Origin of the sequence: Luteimonas marina (assembly GCF_007859325.1) — a bacterium.
GTDB classification, from domain to species: domain Bacteria; phylum Pseudomonadota; class Gammaproteobacteria; order Xanthomonadales; family Xanthomonadaceae; genus Luteimonas; species Luteimonas marina.
Genome location: NZ_VOHK01000001.1, coordinates 366,226 through 380,766 on the forward strand (window position 1 = coordinate 366,226; position 14,541 = coordinate 380,766).

General features: G+C 65.3%; 16 protein-coding genes. 4 read left to right on the forward strand and 12 right to left on the reverse strand.

Annotated elements, in window-relative coordinates:
• Window positions 1-5 precede the first annotated feature (5 nt).
• Complete coding sequence (locus FQY83_RS01705) at window positions 6-272, forward strand: glutaredoxin family protein (protein ID WP_008786730.1); 267 nt, start codon at window positions 6-8, stop codon at window positions 270-272.
• Window positions 273-278: 6 nt separating this feature from the next.
• On the opposite strand, the gene FQY83_RS01710 is transcribed toward FQY83_RS01705, so the two are convergent.
• The 9 genes from FQY83_RS01710 to FQY83_RS01760 all read right to left on the reverse strand — a co-directional run bounded on the left by FQY83_RS01710 (window position 279) and on the right by FQY83_RS01760 (window position 7,739).
• A complete protein-coding gene (locus FQY83_RS01710) occupies window positions 279-2,273 on the reverse strand; it encodes a relaxase/mobilization nuclease domain-containing protein (protein WP_019396546.1) in 1,995 nt (664 codons plus the stop codon).
• Between the two features lie 448 nt (window positions 2,274-2,721).
• Window positions 2,722-3,321: a S26 family signal peptidase gene (locus tag FQY83_RS01720; protein ID WP_024892197.1), complete on the reverse strand. Its 600-nt coding sequence runs from the start codon at window positions 3,319-3,321 to the stop codon at window positions 2,722-2,724.
• Window positions 3,318-3,863 carry a DUF2840 domain-containing protein gene (locus tag FQY83_RS01725; protein WP_024892196.1) on the reverse strand — a complete coding sequence of 182 codons (546 nt, stop codon included), beginning with the start codon at window positions 3,861-3,863 and terminating at the stop codon, window positions 3,318-3,320. The genes FQY83_RS01720 and FQY83_RS01725 overlap by 4 nt, the downstream gene beginning before the upstream one ends.
• Window positions 3,860-4,123: a hypothetical protein gene (locus FQY83_RS01730; RefSeq protein WP_031638374.1), complete on the reverse strand. Its 264-nt coding sequence runs from the start codon at window positions 4,121-4,123 to the stop codon at window positions 3,860-3,862. Before FQY83_RS01730 ends, FQY83_RS01725 begins: the two co-directional genes overlap by 4 nt.
• Window positions 4,120-4,758, reverse strand: coding sequence for a ParA family partition ATPase (gene parA / locus FQY83_RS01735; RefSeq protein WP_024892194.1), 639 nt, complete (start codon window positions 4,756-4,758; stop codon window positions 4,120-4,122). Before parA ends, FQY83_RS01730 begins: the two co-directional genes overlap by 4 nt.
• A 253-nt stretch (window positions 4,759-5,011) precedes the next feature.
• Window positions 5,012-5,845 carry a replication initiator protein A gene (locus FQY83_RS01745; RefSeq protein WP_031638768.1) on the reverse strand — a complete coding sequence of 278 codons (834 nt, stop codon included), beginning with the start codon at window positions 5,843-5,845 and terminating at the stop codon, window positions 5,012-5,014.
• Between the two features lie 26 nt (window positions 5,846-5,871).
• The gene (locus FQY83_RS01750; protein WP_484496893.1) at window positions 5,872-6,108 is read right to left on the reverse strand and encodes a helix-turn-helix transcriptional regulator; all 237 of its coding nucleotides are present in this window, start codon (window positions 6,106-6,108) and stop codon (window positions 5,872-5,874) included.
• 163 nt (window positions 6,109-6,271) lie between these two features.
• On the reverse strand, window positions 6,272-7,039 hold the full coding sequence (locus tag FQY83_RS01755) for a DUF2285 domain-containing protein (RefSeq protein ID WP_024892191.1): 768 nt from the start codon (window positions 7,037-7,039) through the stop codon (window positions 6,272-6,274).
• Between the two features lie 349 nt (window positions 7,040-7,388).
• Complete coding sequence (locus FQY83_RS01760; protein ID WP_024892190.1) at window positions 7,389-7,739, reverse strand: DUF2958 domain-containing protein; 351 nt, start codon at window positions 7,737-7,739, stop codon at window positions 7,389-7,391.
• A 279-nt stretch (window positions 7,740-8,018) separates the two neighbouring features.
• On the opposite strand from FQY83_RS01760, the gene FQY83_RS01770 reads away from it, so the two are divergent.
• Window positions 8,019-8,357: a helix-turn-helix domain-containing protein gene (locus FQY83_RS01770; RefSeq protein ID WP_079280062.1), complete on the forward strand. Its 339-nt coding sequence runs from the start codon at window positions 8,019-8,021 to the stop codon at window positions 8,355-8,357.
• Window positions 8,358-8,411: 54 nt separating this feature from the next.
• The gene (locus FQY83_RS01775; RefSeq protein WP_158636407.1) at window positions 8,412-9,080 is read left to right on the forward strand and encodes a hypothetical protein; all 669 of its coding nucleotides are present in this window, start codon (window positions 8,412-8,414) and stop codon (window positions 9,078-9,080) included.
• Window positions 9,081-9,121: 41 nt separating this feature from the next.
• Here FQY83_RS01775 and FQY83_RS01780 read toward each other — a convergent pair whose 3' ends face one another.
• Entirely contained in the window at window positions 9,122-9,436 is a 315-nt protein-coding gene (locus FQY83_RS01780; protein WP_024892188.1) for a DUF736 domain-containing protein, read from the reverse strand.
• A gap of 748 nt (window positions 9,437-10,184) precedes the next feature.
• Between FQY83_RS01780 and FQY83_RS01785 the strand changes: the two genes are divergently transcribed.
• Window positions 10,185-10,901 carry a hypothetical protein gene (locus FQY83_RS01785; RefSeq protein WP_079280065.1) on the forward strand — a complete coding sequence of 239 codons (717 nt, stop codon included), beginning with the start codon at window positions 10,185-10,187 and terminating at the stop codon, window positions 10,899-10,901.
• 171 nt (window positions 10,902-11,072) lie between these two features.
• Here FQY83_RS01785 and FQY83_RS01790 read toward each other — a convergent pair whose 3' ends face one another.
• Both FQY83_RS01790 and FQY83_RS01795 read right to left on the reverse strand, forming a co-directional pair.
• Entirely contained in the window at window positions 11,073-13,109 is a 2,037-nt protein-coding gene (locus tag FQY83_RS01790) for a ParB/RepB/Spo0J family partition protein (protein ID WP_029528719.1), read from the reverse strand.
• A gap of 79 nt (window positions 13,110-13,188) precedes the next feature.
• A complete protein-coding gene (locus tag FQY83_RS01795; protein ID WP_024892185.1) occupies window positions 13,189-14,019 on the reverse strand; it encodes a DUF932 domain-containing protein in 831 nt (276 codons plus the stop codon).
• Window positions 14,020-14,541: the final 522 nt, after the last annotated feature.

Consider the following 14,541-nt stretch of genomic DNA (forward strand, 5'->3'; position numbering starts at 1 on the left):
CGACCATGAACCAAGCCAGCACCCCGCGCATCATCATCTATAGCACTCCAGCCTGCCCGGACTGTCGGGTGCTGAAGGAGTGGCTGTCCCAGCAGAGCATCGTGTTTGAAGAACGCGACCTGACCGACCCGAAGATTTCTGCGGAAGCCAAGTCACGAACCGGCGTGCGCGTGGCTCCGATCACGCTCATCGGTAATGAGGTCTTCTATGGCACCTTTGCGAGCCAGAAGCCGGGGCTGATGAAGGCGCTCGGCCGTTCGACAAGTAGATGAAGGGTCTCAAGAAATACTTGGCCCGCGCTGCCGTCCAAGCTCCCAAGATACGCCGCCACCGCGCACCACGGCGGCGATATGCTGCCCCAGCCGCTGCTCGATCACCGGCCGCCACGGCACCAAGCTGAATCCCATGCCGTCGTCCAGCATCGCGTAGCGCCCGCTGGCGAGCATGACGCTGCGCCGGTAGATGCCAGCCACGCGCTGCCCGTCGGCCACCGGGCGATGCTCCAGGCCGGTTTCAGCGGCAATGCCCTTCGCGGCCTGTGCCAGTTCCCGGTTGCGCAGTGTGCCCAGCAGGTTGCGCGCCAGGATCACGCGCTGCCCGCGCCGCTCGGCCAGCCCCTGTTCGGCCAGGAAGTCGGCGCGCTGTTGCATGGCCTGTTTGGCCTCGCCACCAAAGCCCAGGTCGCCCAGGCCCGAGCCGCCGCCGATCAACTGCTGGTCGAGCCACGTGGCCCCGATCACGCGGGCCTGCCGCTCGATGGGCAAGTGCGATTTCAGCTCCACGGCCACGCCGCCCAGGCGCTGCGCGTCGTACTGGCGGCCACGCTCGGCCAGGTCGTCCGGCACCTTCCATAGCCCTTCGGCAACGCGCTCCACAATGCCGGCCCGACGCAGGGCCTCCAGCCGGCGGATGTGGGCGGCGACGACTTCTTGCGGGTCGCGTCCGGCCTTGGCCCGGCCCTGCCCGATCGCCAGGTGATGGTCAGTGCGGTACAGGCCATCGCTCGCCAGCGCGGCGATGTTCTTGTCGGCTGCGCGCACGTCGGCCGAGCCTTTCACCTCCACCACGGCGCCGCTCGGGTAGTTCGCCAGCTCGTCGCGGGCGTTGAGCGCGACGTAATGGGCCTTGCCGTCCACCCCGTCGATGACCAGATAGCCCCGGTCGCGCAGCTCGTCGGCCAGCCCCTTCGCGGCCACACGGCCGAGGATGGTTCGGCCATCGTCCCCCGGCTCGAACACGGCCAGCTCGCGCGGCTCGCCGCGCATGGCCCGCTGCACGGTGCGGATGATGTCGCCGCGCTCGCCCAGCGCGCGCAATGTCTTTTCCGCATCGGCATGGATGGCCCAGGTGCCGGGCTGCGTCTCGTCGGCCAGGCCCAGGCGCTGCAAGTGTTGCAGGCGGCCGATTAGCATCAGGCGTTGGCGCTGCAAGCGGGGGGCGTTGAACCTTTCGACGCGCACCAGGCCATCGCCGCCGGCCTCGCCTATCTCACGCTTGAGGGTGCGATCCAGGCTCGTCCACCGCTCTTGCTCCACCTCACGCTGCAAGGTCTGCTGGATCTCCAGTTCGGTGCGCGGCCCCAGCCATTCGGTCGCCAGCTCGGCGGCGCGATAGCGGAAGCCATCGGCGATGTAGTCGCCCGCGATGATGAGGTCTTTGCCGGTGTCGTCGCGCCCGCGCACGACGATGTGCGTGTGCGGGTTGTCGGTGTTCCAGTGGTTCACGGCCACCCAATCGAGGCCCGTACCCAGGTCGGCCTCCATGCGGCCCATGAGGTGCCGCGTGTAGGTGCGCAGGTCTTCCAGCTCCGCGCCATCCTCGGGCGAGAGGATGAAGCGGAAATGGTGCCGGTCGTCGGCGCAGCGTTCCTTGAAGGCGTCGAGATCGGCCACGTCTGTCTGCGGCCCGTAGGCTTGGCCCGGCTCGCCGTCGCGGCCCACGCCGTCGCGCTCGATGTAGCGCAGGTGCTTGGCGAGCGACTGCGGGCTGGCCCGCTGGTGGTTCACCAGCAGCGTCTTGATGGTCGCGCGCCGCGACATAGGCGTCAGCTTCGCCCCGGCGAAGCGTGCTGCCGTGTGGCCGCGCCCCAGGCGCGAGCCGGGCCGCTGGCCGGTGCCACTCGCCGATGCCGGACGGCGCACCGTGGACTTGCCGCTGCTGGCTTTGCCCGCCTGTTTGAGCACCTTGGAAACGAAGCTCTGCCCCTGGCCCTTGCCCCGGTTCTTCGGGGCGCTGGGGCGCACGCGGAAATCGTCGTCGCGGCGGTCGGTCATGGCTGCGCTCCCTGCAAGCTCTGGCGTGTCCTGTCGTGCGAAGCACGCGGACATGCCTGCATTGGCGCGACCTTCGCGCCGAACGCGGCACGGCGGCAAAGCCGCTCCGTGCCGCGCCACCCCCATGTGCAGACTGGCTTTCGACGCGGCCCGGTGCCGCGTCCTTTTGTCTTGCCTTCCGCCTTTACCCCTCGCTGTCGCTCCGGGCATCGGCGGCCCGGCGGCGCTGAGCTGCTTGCAGCCAGCGCACCGGCGAACGCGCCAATGGCCGCAGGCCGGGCGCGTTCGAGGAAAGACGCCTGCACGCTGGATGGCTGCGCCGGATGTTGCGCGAAGCGCGGCGCGAATGCGCCCGCGCTGCACGCGCGACGACACGGCAGCAGCCACTGGAACGACATGCTCGATGGCACGATGAGAGGCACGGCGACGTGCAGCGAATCGGCGGCCATCATGGGCGTGTCTCCAGCCAGACCGGGTGCGCGATGCCGATCACGGCGGATGCGCTGACCGGGCCGAAATAGCGGCTGTCAAACGACGCCGGATTGGTCACGCTTAACAGGAACAGCTCGCCCGGTTCAAGGCGGCGGCAGAGCTGCAAGGATGGCAGCGGCCGGCCCAGCCGGTCGGCAGGCAGCACGGCGGCCGCAGGCACGCCGTCGATGCGTACCTGCCCGGCGACGATGCAAACGTGTTGCGGCGCGACCGCGCCCACACGTTTGAGCAGCGGCACGCGCGTCGGCAGGTAGCCGCGCTGCGCAGCCAGCATGGCGGCCCTGTCGGGCAACGGCACCAGCACGATGCTGTCCACGGACAGCGGACGTGGCAGCGAGGCGGTGCGCGGGTCGAACGGTTCAATGCGATACCAACCGACCGCCACGCTGTCGGACGGGTTGTAGGTCAGACGCGGCAGCGGCGACACGAAAGCTGCCCAGGCCAGCGCAGCGAAGCCGACAGCGGAGAAGCCCGCCAGCACGATGCGAACGCGCAGGCGCGAGCGAGGATGCGGCGCGGGTTCGTGCGTGCATGTGGTGTTGGAGCGGGCCGTCATGGCAGCGCCCTCCCGGCCAGCCAGGCGGCGTGCCGCTCGGCGGTGTATTCGGGCAGCGCCAGGCGGGCCGCCAGACGGTTGCCCAGCGTGCGCCAGTACGCGGGCGACACGTCGATGGCGGCGATACCCTGCGCGTCGATGTTGTCGATGCGTTCCAGCACGACACGCACCGCGTTTTCGCCTTCGGCGTGCAGCAGCAGGCGTGCGCCCGGCTGCACACCGGGGATGCGCTGCATGTCGTCCAGTGGCGTGGCGGCTTGCATCACCTTGAGCTGCCAACGGATCGTGCCGTAGTCGTTTGCTTCCCAGCGCACGCGGCAGAACATTGCACGCGGCAGGAACACCGCGCAGCGCCGCCAGCGGTCGAGCCGCAGCATGCGCGCCGGTTCGCCGAAGCGCAGGTAGAGCTTGAAGCGATGTTCGATGTAGGCCAGCGCCACGCGCGTCAGCGGCACGTTGCCGGCCTGGCCGGCGAGTGTCGAAAGCGCGGGCGGCGGCGCAGCCGTGGGCGCGGTCGCAGCAGGCAAAGCGGATGCGTTCATGGCGTGTTCTCCCTGCGGTGCTCTGGAAACTCCCGCTCCAGCAGGCCGCGCAGCAGTTCGGCCACGGTCACGCCCCGGCCGAAGGCCGCGATCTTGATGCGCGCGCGCAGCGCGGGCGTCACGTCGAGCGTCAGGCGGGCCGTGTAAAGGTCGCCTTTGTTGAGCGCATCGGCATCGCCCTGGCGAATCCATGCCTCGGCGTGCGGATTCGCGGGTGGACGTACGCCGATGCCGACGCGCTTGCTGCGCGGGCCGCTCATGTCGGCCACCGCAGCAGTTCATCGGTGAGCACGGCGATCTCGCGTGCGGCGGCGCTGTCGGGCGCCGTCTCGCGGGCGAGCCGACCAGCGGCCACGCTGTCGGCGAAGACGATGCGCTGGCGCACCTCGGCGCGCAGTGCCGGCAGCGGCTGTTCGGCCAGCGATTGCCGCGCTTCGCGGCCGATGATGGTGGTGCTGACGCGCCGGTTGATGACGAAGGCCGCGCGCAGCGCAGGCCGGAATACGTGCGCTTCGCGGATCAGCGCGACCATCTCGGCGCTGGCCCACAGGTCATACGGGCTGGGCTGCACAGGAATCAGCACGCGCTCGGCCGCCAGCAGCGCGGAGCGCGCCAGGGCGGCGATGCGCGGCGGGCCGTCGATGATGACGTGATCGGCGCGGCGGGCCAGCTCCGGCGCTTCCTGGTGCAGTGTCTCGCGCGCGAGGCCCACGGCGCTGAACAACCGTGGCAAACCTTGCTGGCTTCTGCGCTGCGTCCAGTCCAGCGATGAACCCTGCGGGTCGGCGTCCAGCAGGACGACGTGCAGACCACGCAGCGCCAGCTCGCCGGCGATGTGGGTGGCGAGCGTGGTCTTGCCGACGCCGCCTTTCTGGTTGAGAAACGCGAAGATCATGGCCTGGCCCTCCATGCTGGAGAGCCGGGCTGTTGCTGCCGCGTTTGTGGCCGCGTGGTGGTTGTCCACCGCAGTGGCGTTTCCCTACTAAAAGTTAGAGAAATGAAGTTAGGGAAGTTAGAGGGCGAGGAGACCCAGTGCTGGCGCGGGTTTGCGGCCGATCGGCACGCCTGATAGCACGATAGTCCCACGCCTGATAGCACGATACCCCGCACGCCTGATAGCACGACTCCATCCACAGGCTTTCCCGGAGTTATCCCCGTGCCGTCTGCGGCACGGGCCGGAAGGTCAGCAGTTCCATACCGTTGTCCGGCATCCGCTCGATGCCCAGGACGTAGCCGGGCAGCGACTGCCGCGCGACAAGCGTGCGCAGGTCGCAGGCAAAGTCGTAGGGCTTGGCGGTGCTGCCGGACTTCTGGTGCAGGTAGCGGAAGTCGAACTGCCAGCCGTATTCCTGCTTGCCGCCATGCTTGCGCACCAGGCGGTACAGCCACCGCTCGATGCCGCCGGTCAGCCGGAAATACGCCGGGTCGATGGTCAGCACCAGGGCAGCGTCGAGCACGCCCGCATAGAACCAGTCCGGCAGGATCAACTCGATGCCCAGCGGCGTGCCGCTGGCATCGGCCAGTTCCTTCCACTCGTTGATCCACGAGAAGCGGTGCAAACGCCTTCCCGTGGTTTCGCGGATGGACGTGGCCACCGTGGTCGATTGCAGCCGGTCGAGCGCCGCTTTCAGGCGCTGGTAGTCGCGCAGCGACGTACCGCGCCCGATGAAGCGCAGGATCTCGTAGGGGGTGGCGCGCATCAGCCGCGACGGCCGCAGGCCCGCGTCCTTCGCCTCCACGATCTGCGAAGCCGCCCAGATCAGCACGTCCGCATCCCAAATTGTGGCGATGCCGTGCTCCTGCGTGCCCTCCACGCGAATCGTCACGTTGCCCGCGCGGAAGTCGATGGGCTTGACCCGCTTGGACTTCCCGAGCGAGAAGAACGGATACGCCATCAAGTCCTGGCTGTCGCGCGGCGCCATGTCGCCGGGCAAGGCGCGGAACAGGTCGAGCTGTTCGCGCTCTTGCCGTGGGCTGGACATGACGACGGCCACCGGCGAGCCTGCGATCAGCGGCCATCACGGTAGTCGCCCGCGTGGCGTTCGGCATATTCCGGGTCGGACGTGGCCTCATAGCTGCGCTGGTCGGCCCAGGCATCGAGGTCGGCCACCGAGTACATGACGCGGCGGCCGAACTTGCGGAACTTCGGGCCGCCGCCGATCACGCGCTGTTTCTCCAGCGTGCGCGGCGACAGCCGCAGGTATTCGGCGGCTTCGTCGTTGGTCAGGTAGCGTTGGGGCTGCACGGGCGCAGCGACAGCAGCGGCGGCAGGCCGCAAGGGAGCGGGTCGCATGGGATGTACCTCCATCAAGCCCGGCCACACCACGCGGCCGGATAGAGGCACTTTCGAGAAAGCAAGGATTCCTGCTAAGGGACGATTTGCAGGAGACGCGAAACGTCCCCCCCCTTTAGTACAGCGGTGGCGGAAGCTGTGCCAAGCGGCGGTAGCCGCCACGCATCAGCGCATAGCCCCGGCGCACCAACCGCCGCACGCGGGCACGCAAGGCGCTGTCGGCGTGCCAGTTGGCCACGACGGCATCGGCGCCGAACAGCCCTTCGGCCACCTCGCGCAAGGACGCGCCCGCGAGGGTCGCGTCGAGCGCCTGCAAGGTGTGGAGTTCCAGTACCGCGGCAGGCGTGGGCCGTGAGCGGGCCGCCGCTGCAGGCGTGGCCTCGGTCGCGGCGGACAGCGCATCCAGCCCAGCGGCCAGCGCACGATAGCGTGCGCACGGCGCAGCGCAGGCGCGGATGGCGTAGAGGTAGGCCATGCCATCCTCCAGGCCCGGTGCGAGGACGAGTCGCAGGCAGCAGCCGGGCCAGTGCGACACCAGCACCAAGCGCTTGCCATCGTGGATCAGTTGCTTGCGGCCAGGCACGCGCCAGAATTCGAAGACAGCGGCTTCGGGCGGTGGATCGGCATCGGGAAGAAGCTGCACCACGGCATCGTGATCGGGGAACCAGGCCGGATGCGCGTCCCGCGCATCCAGGGCGGGATCTTCCAGCAGGCGCAGGCCCCAAGCCTGCGCCGCGTCCGGCCGGCGACGACGGCGCAGCCAGTCGCGGCGGTAATCGGGATTCCGTCGCAGGTACTCCCAGGCCAGTGCCGGGCCGTCGAGGTGCAGTGTGTAGAGATAGGCGGCGGTGGGATACCAATGCTCGGCGCTCGCTTCGGCCATGACGCAACCTCCCGTGTAGCAGGAACGTCGCCACGGATTTCGCCGTACGGAGCTATCGAATCGCCATCAAGCTGTCATCGGGTCGGGGTGAACTGATGTGGCAGGTGTCAAGACCGATTGGCTCCGAAGCATTGCGAAAATCGTCTCGATGCGACGGCTGAAACGCCAGAAAATCTGGCGTCAGCATCAGGCACCGTGCCGAAACCCGCGCCAAAGATCATGTCTGTTTCGGTCAGGCACGCACCGATTTCGTGCAATAAAGCCGAGCAAGATCTATTCGGTCTTGACCAAGACCGAAATAGTCACAATGTGCTCGCCTTGGCTCGGCTTTCTCTGTCTTCGTGGCCGCTCAATCCGTGATCGAGCCGTTCTCCTGCGCCCGTCGGGCGTACTCCGACAGCGGGCGCTCTGCCAGAAAGTAGAGATCACGCATCACCGGCTGCTGGCGCGGCCCGACGATGGATGCCAGATCGGACAGCTTTACCGTCCCCAACGTCGGCAGGCCGATACCCAGGTCGATCAGTCCCCAGGCCGTATCGCCGTCGTCCGGGTCAAGCGCGGCCAGCAGCCAGATGGCGTGCGCGTCGGGAGTGAACAGGCGCACCGCCGGCAACGGGTCGATGCGCCGGCCGGCAGTGCGTACCTCGCCTACGGCGAGTAGCTGCACGCGCTGTTCGGCGGTAATGAGCGGCGGGTTCATGGCCGGGATTCCCACGAAAGCGGGGATGCACGAAGCCGTTTTCCCGACAAGACGCGGAAGCGCCAAAGCGGATGCGTGCTTTCGTGTGGAAGCACGAAAGCGCAAGCCATCGAATCCGTATATGCACGGAAACGCGGAAGCGGAATTGCGCGGGGCAGGAAAGACACGGATGCGGTTCCCCGGTTCTGTGGAAAGCCGCCGATGCGGATTTCCTTAAAAGCACGGAAGCGGGCTGGCCCGCCGGAATGAACACTTTAGATTGTAGCCCTATGGTACGCAATGGGCTGTCATCTTGGTTTTTGCGGGGGAACCAAGTTGGCGACGGCGAAACACTCATTGGCAGCGGCGATACGGACAGTTAGGAAGGCGCGTGGCTTGAGCCAGGAAGCGTTCTCCGACGTGTCCAGTCGCACCTACATGAGCACGCTGGAACGCGACCTGAAAAGCCCGACCATCCACAAGCTGGCCGAACTGTGCGAAGTCATGGAAGTGCATCCCCTCACGCTGCTGACGCTGGCATATGTAGGACGCGACCCGCTCAACGCCGATCAGCTCCTTGCTCAAGTCCAGCGGGAACTGAAGGAAATCGTTGCAGCATCGAAGATAGAGAACTCATGATCGCGGCCTAACTGGCCGTTAAAACACCCAATGGCCATACCAACACATTGCGGCATGCCGCCGCTTCATCAGAACATTGAAGGTCTTCGCTCGCATGCCATGCTTATAAGCATATTTATGCCCGAGCCAGATGTTTCAGTCGAGAAAAGAAAGTGGCGCTCCTGGTTGGTGCATTGTCTTGTCAAGACGGCCCGCCACTACAATGATGCGCGGTCGTTAATACTTGCGCAGATAAGTGAAGGCCAACGATCTTCTGCCGAGATGGCAAAAGGCCGACTTTTGCCTGTGTTCGACTTCGCATTTGCTATGGAAGACTGCATCACATCGCTTGAAAAAGCGGTAGCGTGCATCCGGGCTTTGTCAGACAAAGGAGAAATGCCATCGGCATTTGTTCTCGCGTTATATAACGAGCGGCAGTCCCTAAACGATTTTCGTAGGCAACAGGAACACATGCACTCTCAGATCGCCGCAGGCCAAACCGGCGATGGCCCGATCCTCGTGACGCTATCGGACGATGGTGACGGCATGAGACTCCGCGGTCTTACGATGTCGTTCGTCGCTCTGTTTAAGTTGATCGATGCTATCTACCGCGATATAGCGACCTTCTTCCCTGCGCACGATATTCAGTCGCCGCCATCGCCGGGAGGTGTACCTCAAATCTCAATGTCCATGACAATTGAGGTTGTCCAGGGTGAGCCCAAACCGCCGGACGTTCCGTCGTAGGAAAGCCCCGCCGCAGTGTGGACGGGGCTTCGTGGAGGCCGTCAGGCCGCTTTGGGCTTGCTGCGCGACCAGATCAGGTCGTGCGTGCCGTCCTCGTTCTCGATCAGGCGGGCATAGACCGTCGCCGGGAACGAAGGATCGTCGAGGGATACGGACACGTAGGGCCGCCCGGCTTCGCTGGTCTTCTTCCACGCTGCGCCGATGTCGTGGCCGGCCGCCTGAAGGCGGAAGTCGGGGGCGTTCTCGGTGTCGCCCTTGTCGTTGGGAATCAATTTGACCTTGACGTTCAGGGTCAGGGTGCGGAACGTGCCGGTGAAGCCGTCTTTCTCTGCGGTGAAGGTGCCGATGTTTGCCATGATGAATTTCCTTCTTTCGGTTGAACAGGGTTCGCGCCCATCGCGTCCTGTTGTGATCCGACCGGCGGGGGATGGGCTGGCTGCACCGCTTGCGGGCGCAACGCAGTGGAGCGCCTAGAAGCGAAAAGAATTTGTCCCGCGAGGAATGCGCGTAGCGCAGGGGAAATTGTTTTCGCTGGAAGGTTGCAGCCATAGAAGCCCGGCCACCGCCAGGATTCACAAACAGACAGGACGCCTTGGGCCGACTCGCTCCGAAAGGAACATGGCTGACTCGGCTTCCCGCGTGACGGCTTCACCGGCTTGCGCCCTGGCACGGGCAAGGACAACACCCAACGACAAGGTGAAAGCGTCCCTGACGTAGCAGGCGGCCGCTTGCTTGAGGCGTGGCGTGGAAGCTCCATTGCAAGGCCGGGCGGCGTGTCGGTGAACCGTCCTTCGTGACGTACATGCGACGAACTGCCAGGGTCGAGGACGGCACGCTTTCGTGCAACCTGCGGCAGCAAGCCGGGGCGTAGGCCCACAAGCCCCGATCATTGCGGCGGGGCGCTGCCTTCACCGCAAGCGCAGCGCGCAGCGCCGCAGGCGCGAAGGCGCGAGGGATTGAAGCCGAATGGCCGTGGCGGCAAAGACGGCTCGGGGCGCAGCCTGAAAGCCCGGCGGGCATTGCGCCGACACGCTCATAATTTTTAGTGGGTCACGCTAAACTGCCACGAAGCGATACGCCACCGGATAATTTATGGGATATCTTATGGAAGGCATGCCCTCTTGGGTTAATACTGTTATTGCCGTTGGCGGTGTCCTAGGAACGATAGTTACCGCTGTCGCAACTTTTTTTCTATGGCGCGTAACCAAGACTCTTGCGCATGAAACGACAAGGATGGCTGAAGCCGCAGCTCAACCACATGTCGTCGTGACACTCACTCCCAATCGGTGGTCAATGCGGCATTTTGATATTCACATCGACAATACCGGAAATGCGACAGCATATGACATTTCTATCGCCTTCGATCCTCCACTAGAAAATGGGGAGGCACGCGGAGACCGGGTCGAAATCCCATTCCAGAAAATAAGTGTCCTCAAACCCGGTCAAGGCATGGTGAGTTATTTGTCTGAATTCGGAAAACTGAAGGGCAAGACCTACGAAGTTGACATTAGCTGGAAGCGTGATGCATCCAGCCAACAGCGTCAGAAAAATTCATATACCTTAAGTATGCTCGACCATGAGGGAGTCAGTCGTCTCGGAGATGAGCCATTGGTTGAGATCGCCAAACACATCAAGAAAATTGAGGAAAACTGGAGTCCGGTTGCCAAAGGGCAAAAGCGCACAAAGGTAGATGTGTTTAGCGGTTTTGATAGGCTGCATGAGCGTCGAGAAGCGAATCGGATGCGTCGTCGGTGGCAAAGAGAACAAGAGGATCATTCTTCAAAGAATGCGCAATCTGACACTCCGAATTCTCAGCAATAACTAGTTTTAAATCCGGGCGCGGACACCGACGCGCCCGGACTTGCTTTTCACAGCGCCCAGGACGGAACGGCCTGGGCGCTGTGCTTGCTGACCGCGTTATTCCTGCGCCTTGATGAATCGCACAAAGCGAAGCGCCCCGGTTGTGGCCGAGGCGCTTACCTTCCGCAAAGTTCAAGCGGCCAGCGCCTGCGTGAGTTCATCCGCCATTGCTTCGGCATCCGCCGGGGCGTTGTCTTGCTCCCGCATGGTTTCCGACGTTTCAGCCTTGAAGATAGCAGGCATCCAGCTCGTACCGTTCGCCAGCCGTTCGGCTTCGCTGGCAATGTCGCCTTTCTTCAACTTCGCCAGCCGGGTGATGTGCGCGGGGGCGTACTGCTCAACGGCTTCCAGAATCGCGGCCTTCGGTACATGCTGGAAGTAGCCGTCTGCGGTCGGCTTCCACCATGCCGCCATGTCCAGCCTCACGGCCTGCGCCAGTTCCGCGCCCGGCTGCTGTGCCATAGCGCGGGGCGTCACCACGTCCACCGTGGACGCCACGCACACGGCCAACAGGCGCACCAGTTCATCCTGCGGCTTCGCCAGCAGCGCGGCGAACAGTTCGGCGCTGTCCTCCGGCAAGGCTTCACCCGCCACCTGTTGCAGTTCACGCAGCGCCACGGCGGCGGGCGATTCCGGCCAGTCCGGGGCCATGCCTTCCAGCCGGTCTTGCACTTTCAGGCTCACGCCCAGCGGCAAGTCGTGGCCGTAGTGGTTGTCCTGCAAGACGCTCCGCACCATGCCATGCACCAGCGCGGCCAGCGCGACTTGCGGATGGCGGGCGACTTCGATTTGCAGCGCGGCGGTGCGGTGCGCGCTCAACCGCTGCGCCAGCCGGTCGGACAGGCTCGCGGCCTTGGGCTGCTCGGTGTCCTCGCCTTCGTCGTCGTTCCCTGCTTCGCCTTCCGCGCTGCCGAAACCCTGCTGCAAGCGTTCCAGCGTGCGCAGCGCCTTGGCTTCTGCCTCGCGCAGCAGCCCGCAATGAATCACGGCTTCGCCGCTGCGGTCGAGGGTGACGATGGCACCGGCCACGGCGCGCACATCCGGGGCGTAGCCCTGCAAGGCTTCCTCCACGGCTTGCAGTTCCCCGGCAACCTGTTCGCGGCGCGGTTCCAGCGCTTCGGTCTTGTCCTCGTCCTCGGCGTCGTAGGCTTCTTCCAGTTCGGCGTCGATCTTGTCGAGGCGGGTTTGCAGCGAGGCGATGCGGCGGGCTTCGCGGGCGTTCGGTTCGCGGCGCTGGCGCGGCGCGTTCTGGAACGCCTGCCGCTCGGCGTAGCTCATATGCGGCACGGCTTCGACCCACGCCCAACCCTCGGCGCGCACGTCCCCGGCCAGCGCATCCAGCTTGCTGCGCACCAGCGTTTCCAGCAGCGCGGCGTCGGTCAGGTAGGTTCCGGCATCGCCTTCGGCGAACAGGTCGCGGCGGATGCCGCCGCCCGCCGCCGTGTAGGCGTCCAGACCGGCAAAGCGCACCAGCGGATGCGAAGCGTCGATTTCGCGCTCGGTCAGGCGTTCGCGCAGCGGGGACGCGCCACGCTGCCATTCGGGCGCGCCGTAGAACGCGCTTTCCTGCGCGGCGTGGTCGTCGGTGATGGTCAGGGCCATCAACTGTTCCAGCGTGACGGCTCCGCCCCGGTAGTCGGCCAGCAGGCGCGGCGAGACGTTGGCGAGTTTGAGACGGCGCTGCACCACCAGCGGGGACACGCCGAAGTCGGCGGCAATGTCCTCGATGGGCCGGCCTTCGGCCACCAGCGCGGCAAAGGCTTCAAACTGGTCTGCCGGGTGCATGGCTTCGCGCTGCACGTTCTCGGTGAGGCTGGCCGTGCGGGCGGTGCCATCGGCCACCAGCAGGCAAGGCACTTCCCATTCTTTGCTGATGCGGTGCTTCTTCGCCAGCAGCTTCAACGCGGCAAGACGACGGCCACCGGCCACCACTTCGTAATGCTCGCCATCGGCGGTGGTTATGACGATGAGGTTTTGCAGCAGGCCGACACGCTGGATGCTCGCGGCCAGCTCGGGGATGGACATGCGTGGGGTCTTGCGCACGTTGCGACCAGTCGGGCGCGACACCAGCCGCGACAGCGGAACCAGAATCAGGTTCTTGGTCGGGTCGGCAGTTTCCAGCGCGGGGACTTGGATGGCGCGGGCTTCGCTTTGGGGGATGGCGTTCATGGTGATAACTCCTTGCGGTGAGGGATGCAGCAGCAAAAGAAGCGGCAAGGGCTGCTGCCTGCCCCTGCCGCGTGGGGATTCAGGCTTTCAACTGGCGCAGGCCATCGGCCAGCATCCAGAGGGCGCGGTTCAGGCGCACATCGGAATCAATGCCCTGCACCGGGCGGGTTTTCTGGCGGCGACCATTGGCGCTGCGGCCATGCAATCCGCCTTTGGTCAGGTTTTCTTGGGTGCGGTTGAACACGCTCCACAAGTCCGGGCGGCGGTCGTCGAACCGGCGCGGCATCAGGATTTGCGATTCGGTGATGGGCGCGGGCTTGTTGCCGGTGGGGTCGTACTTGAGGGCCAGCGCGGCGCGGGCGAACACTTCGGCTTCGCCTTCATCCAGCGTGATCGCGCGCATGGCATCGCGGGATTCCTTCACCCGCTCGAAGCCCTGCAAGACTTCGTAAGCGCCTTCGATGACGGAACCTGCCACGTCGCCTTTGTGCGGCACGCGCACATCCGCCACGGTGTCCCCGCACACAAGGCCATTGCTGCACACGAACCGGAACATGCCGGCCAGCATCTGGTAGCTGCTGGTGCCGTCGTGCGAGTTCAGCAGGATGATTTCATTGGCTTCCGCGCCGTTGATCTGGCTGGCGTGGCGCAAGCGCAGCATGTGCTTGGTGTGTTCGCGCTTGCCTTCGTCGCGCACGCGGGTTTGGCACGCCATGAACGGCTGAAAACCCTCTTTGCGCAGTTCGGCCAGCACGGCGGCGGTGGGGATATAGGCGTACCGCTGCGAACGGCTTTCGTGCGGGGCCTCCGCGAAGATGGACGGGGCCACGCGGTGAATCTGGTCATCGGTCAGCGGGTAGTCGCTGCGCAGCGACGGCGAACGGGAAGCAAAACGGGATGCGAGTTGCATGGTCTTTCTCCTGACGAAGAGGGTTTGCTGTTCAAACCGCACACCGGATTCCTAGATTCGGAGCCCAGCCTTTCGGCTGTTCTGTGCGGTCGGCACGAGGAACCCGGTTGGCCCTGTTGCCACCGTCTTTCCTGAGTTCATCGCCCGCGACGGTCAGGAGCGCGCGGACGGGGGCCGTCAAGGAAACAAGCGCAGGGTTGGTGCGGCCCGCAGGCGCAGCCGAGGACACGGCCCTGCGCGCCTTGACGGCACACGGACGCGGGCTACAGTCGCGGACAAGGTGATGAGGTCAGGGAAGACGGCTGGACATGGCAACGGCCATCCCTATGTGCTATGTGCTGACCGCACGGCAAGCGAAGCGCGCAGGCCCGAAGCTGGAAGCCGGGCCGGAGGCGTCAGCCGAGCGCAGCGAGGGCATGATGGAAGCCCGTCAGGGGCGAGACGCCGCAGGCGGCTCGATGCGAAGCACGACAGCGCGACCGGCCATTTTTCTGGCCGGGGACGCCCATGCAGTCATGGAGA

What these genes read in the sequence shown, in the direction of transcription:
- FQY83_RS01705 (WP_008786730.1), top strand. Translation starts at nt 6, where the DNA reads ATGAACCAAGCCAGCACCCCGCGCATCATCATCTATAGCACTCCAGCC.
- FQY83_RS01710 (WP_019396546.1), bottom strand. Translation starts at nt 2,273, where the DNA reads ATGACCGACCGCCGCGACGACGATTTCCGCGTGCGCCCCAGCGCCCCG.
- FQY83_RS01720 (WP_024892197.1), bottom strand. Translation starts at nt 3,321, where the DNA reads ATGACGGCCCGCTCCAACACCACATGCACGCACGAACCCGCGCCGCAT.
- FQY83_RS01725 (WP_024892196.1), bottom strand. Translation starts at nt 3,863, where the DNA reads ATGAACGCATCCGCTTTGCCTGCTGCGACCGCGCCCACGGCTGCGCCG.
- FQY83_RS01730 (WP_031638374.1), bottom strand. Translation starts at nt 4,123, where the DNA reads ATGAGCGGCCCGCGCAGCAAGCGCGTCGGCATCGGCGTACGTCCACCC.
- parA (WP_024892194.1), bottom strand. Translation starts at nt 4,758, where the DNA reads ATGATCTTCGCGTTTCTCAACCAGAAAGGCGGCGTCGGCAAGACCACG.
- FQY83_RS01745 (WP_031638768.1), bottom strand. Translation starts at nt 5,845, where the DNA reads ATGTCCAGCCCACGGCAAGAGCGCGAACAGCTCGACCTGTTCCGCGCC.
- FQY83_RS01755 (WP_024892191.1), bottom strand. Translation starts at nt 7,039, where the DNA reads ATGGCCGAAGCGAGCGCCGAGCATTGGTATCCCACCGCCGCCTATCTC.
- FQY83_RS01760 (WP_024892190.1), bottom strand. Translation starts at nt 7,739, where the DNA reads ATGAACCCGCCGCTCATTACCGCCGAACAGCGCGTGCAGCTACTCGCC.
- FQY83_RS01770 (WP_079280062.1), top strand. Translation starts at nt 8,019, where the DNA reads ATGGGCTGTCATCTTGGTTTTTGCGGGGGAACCAAGTTGGCGACGGCG.
- FQY83_RS01775 (WP_158636407.1), top strand. Translation starts at nt 8,412, where the DNA reads ATGCCGCCGCTTCATCAGAACATTGAAGGTCTTCGCTCGCATGCCATG.
- FQY83_RS01780 (WP_024892188.1), bottom strand. Translation starts at nt 9,436, where the DNA reads ATGGCAAACATCGGCACCTTCACCGCAGAGAAAGACGGCTTCACCGGC.
- FQY83_RS01785 (WP_079280065.1), top strand. Translation starts at nt 10,185, where the DNA reads ATGGAAGGCATGCCCTCTTGGGTTAATACTGTTATTGCCGTTGGCGGT.
- FQY83_RS01790 (WP_029528719.1), bottom strand. Translation starts at nt 13,109, where the DNA reads ATGAACGCCATCCCCCAAAGCGAAGCCCGCGCCATCCAAGTCCCCGCG.
- FQY83_RS01795 (WP_024892185.1), bottom strand. Translation starts at nt 14,019, where the DNA reads ATGCAACTCGCATCCCGTTTTGCTTCCCGTTCGCCGTCGCTGCGCAGC.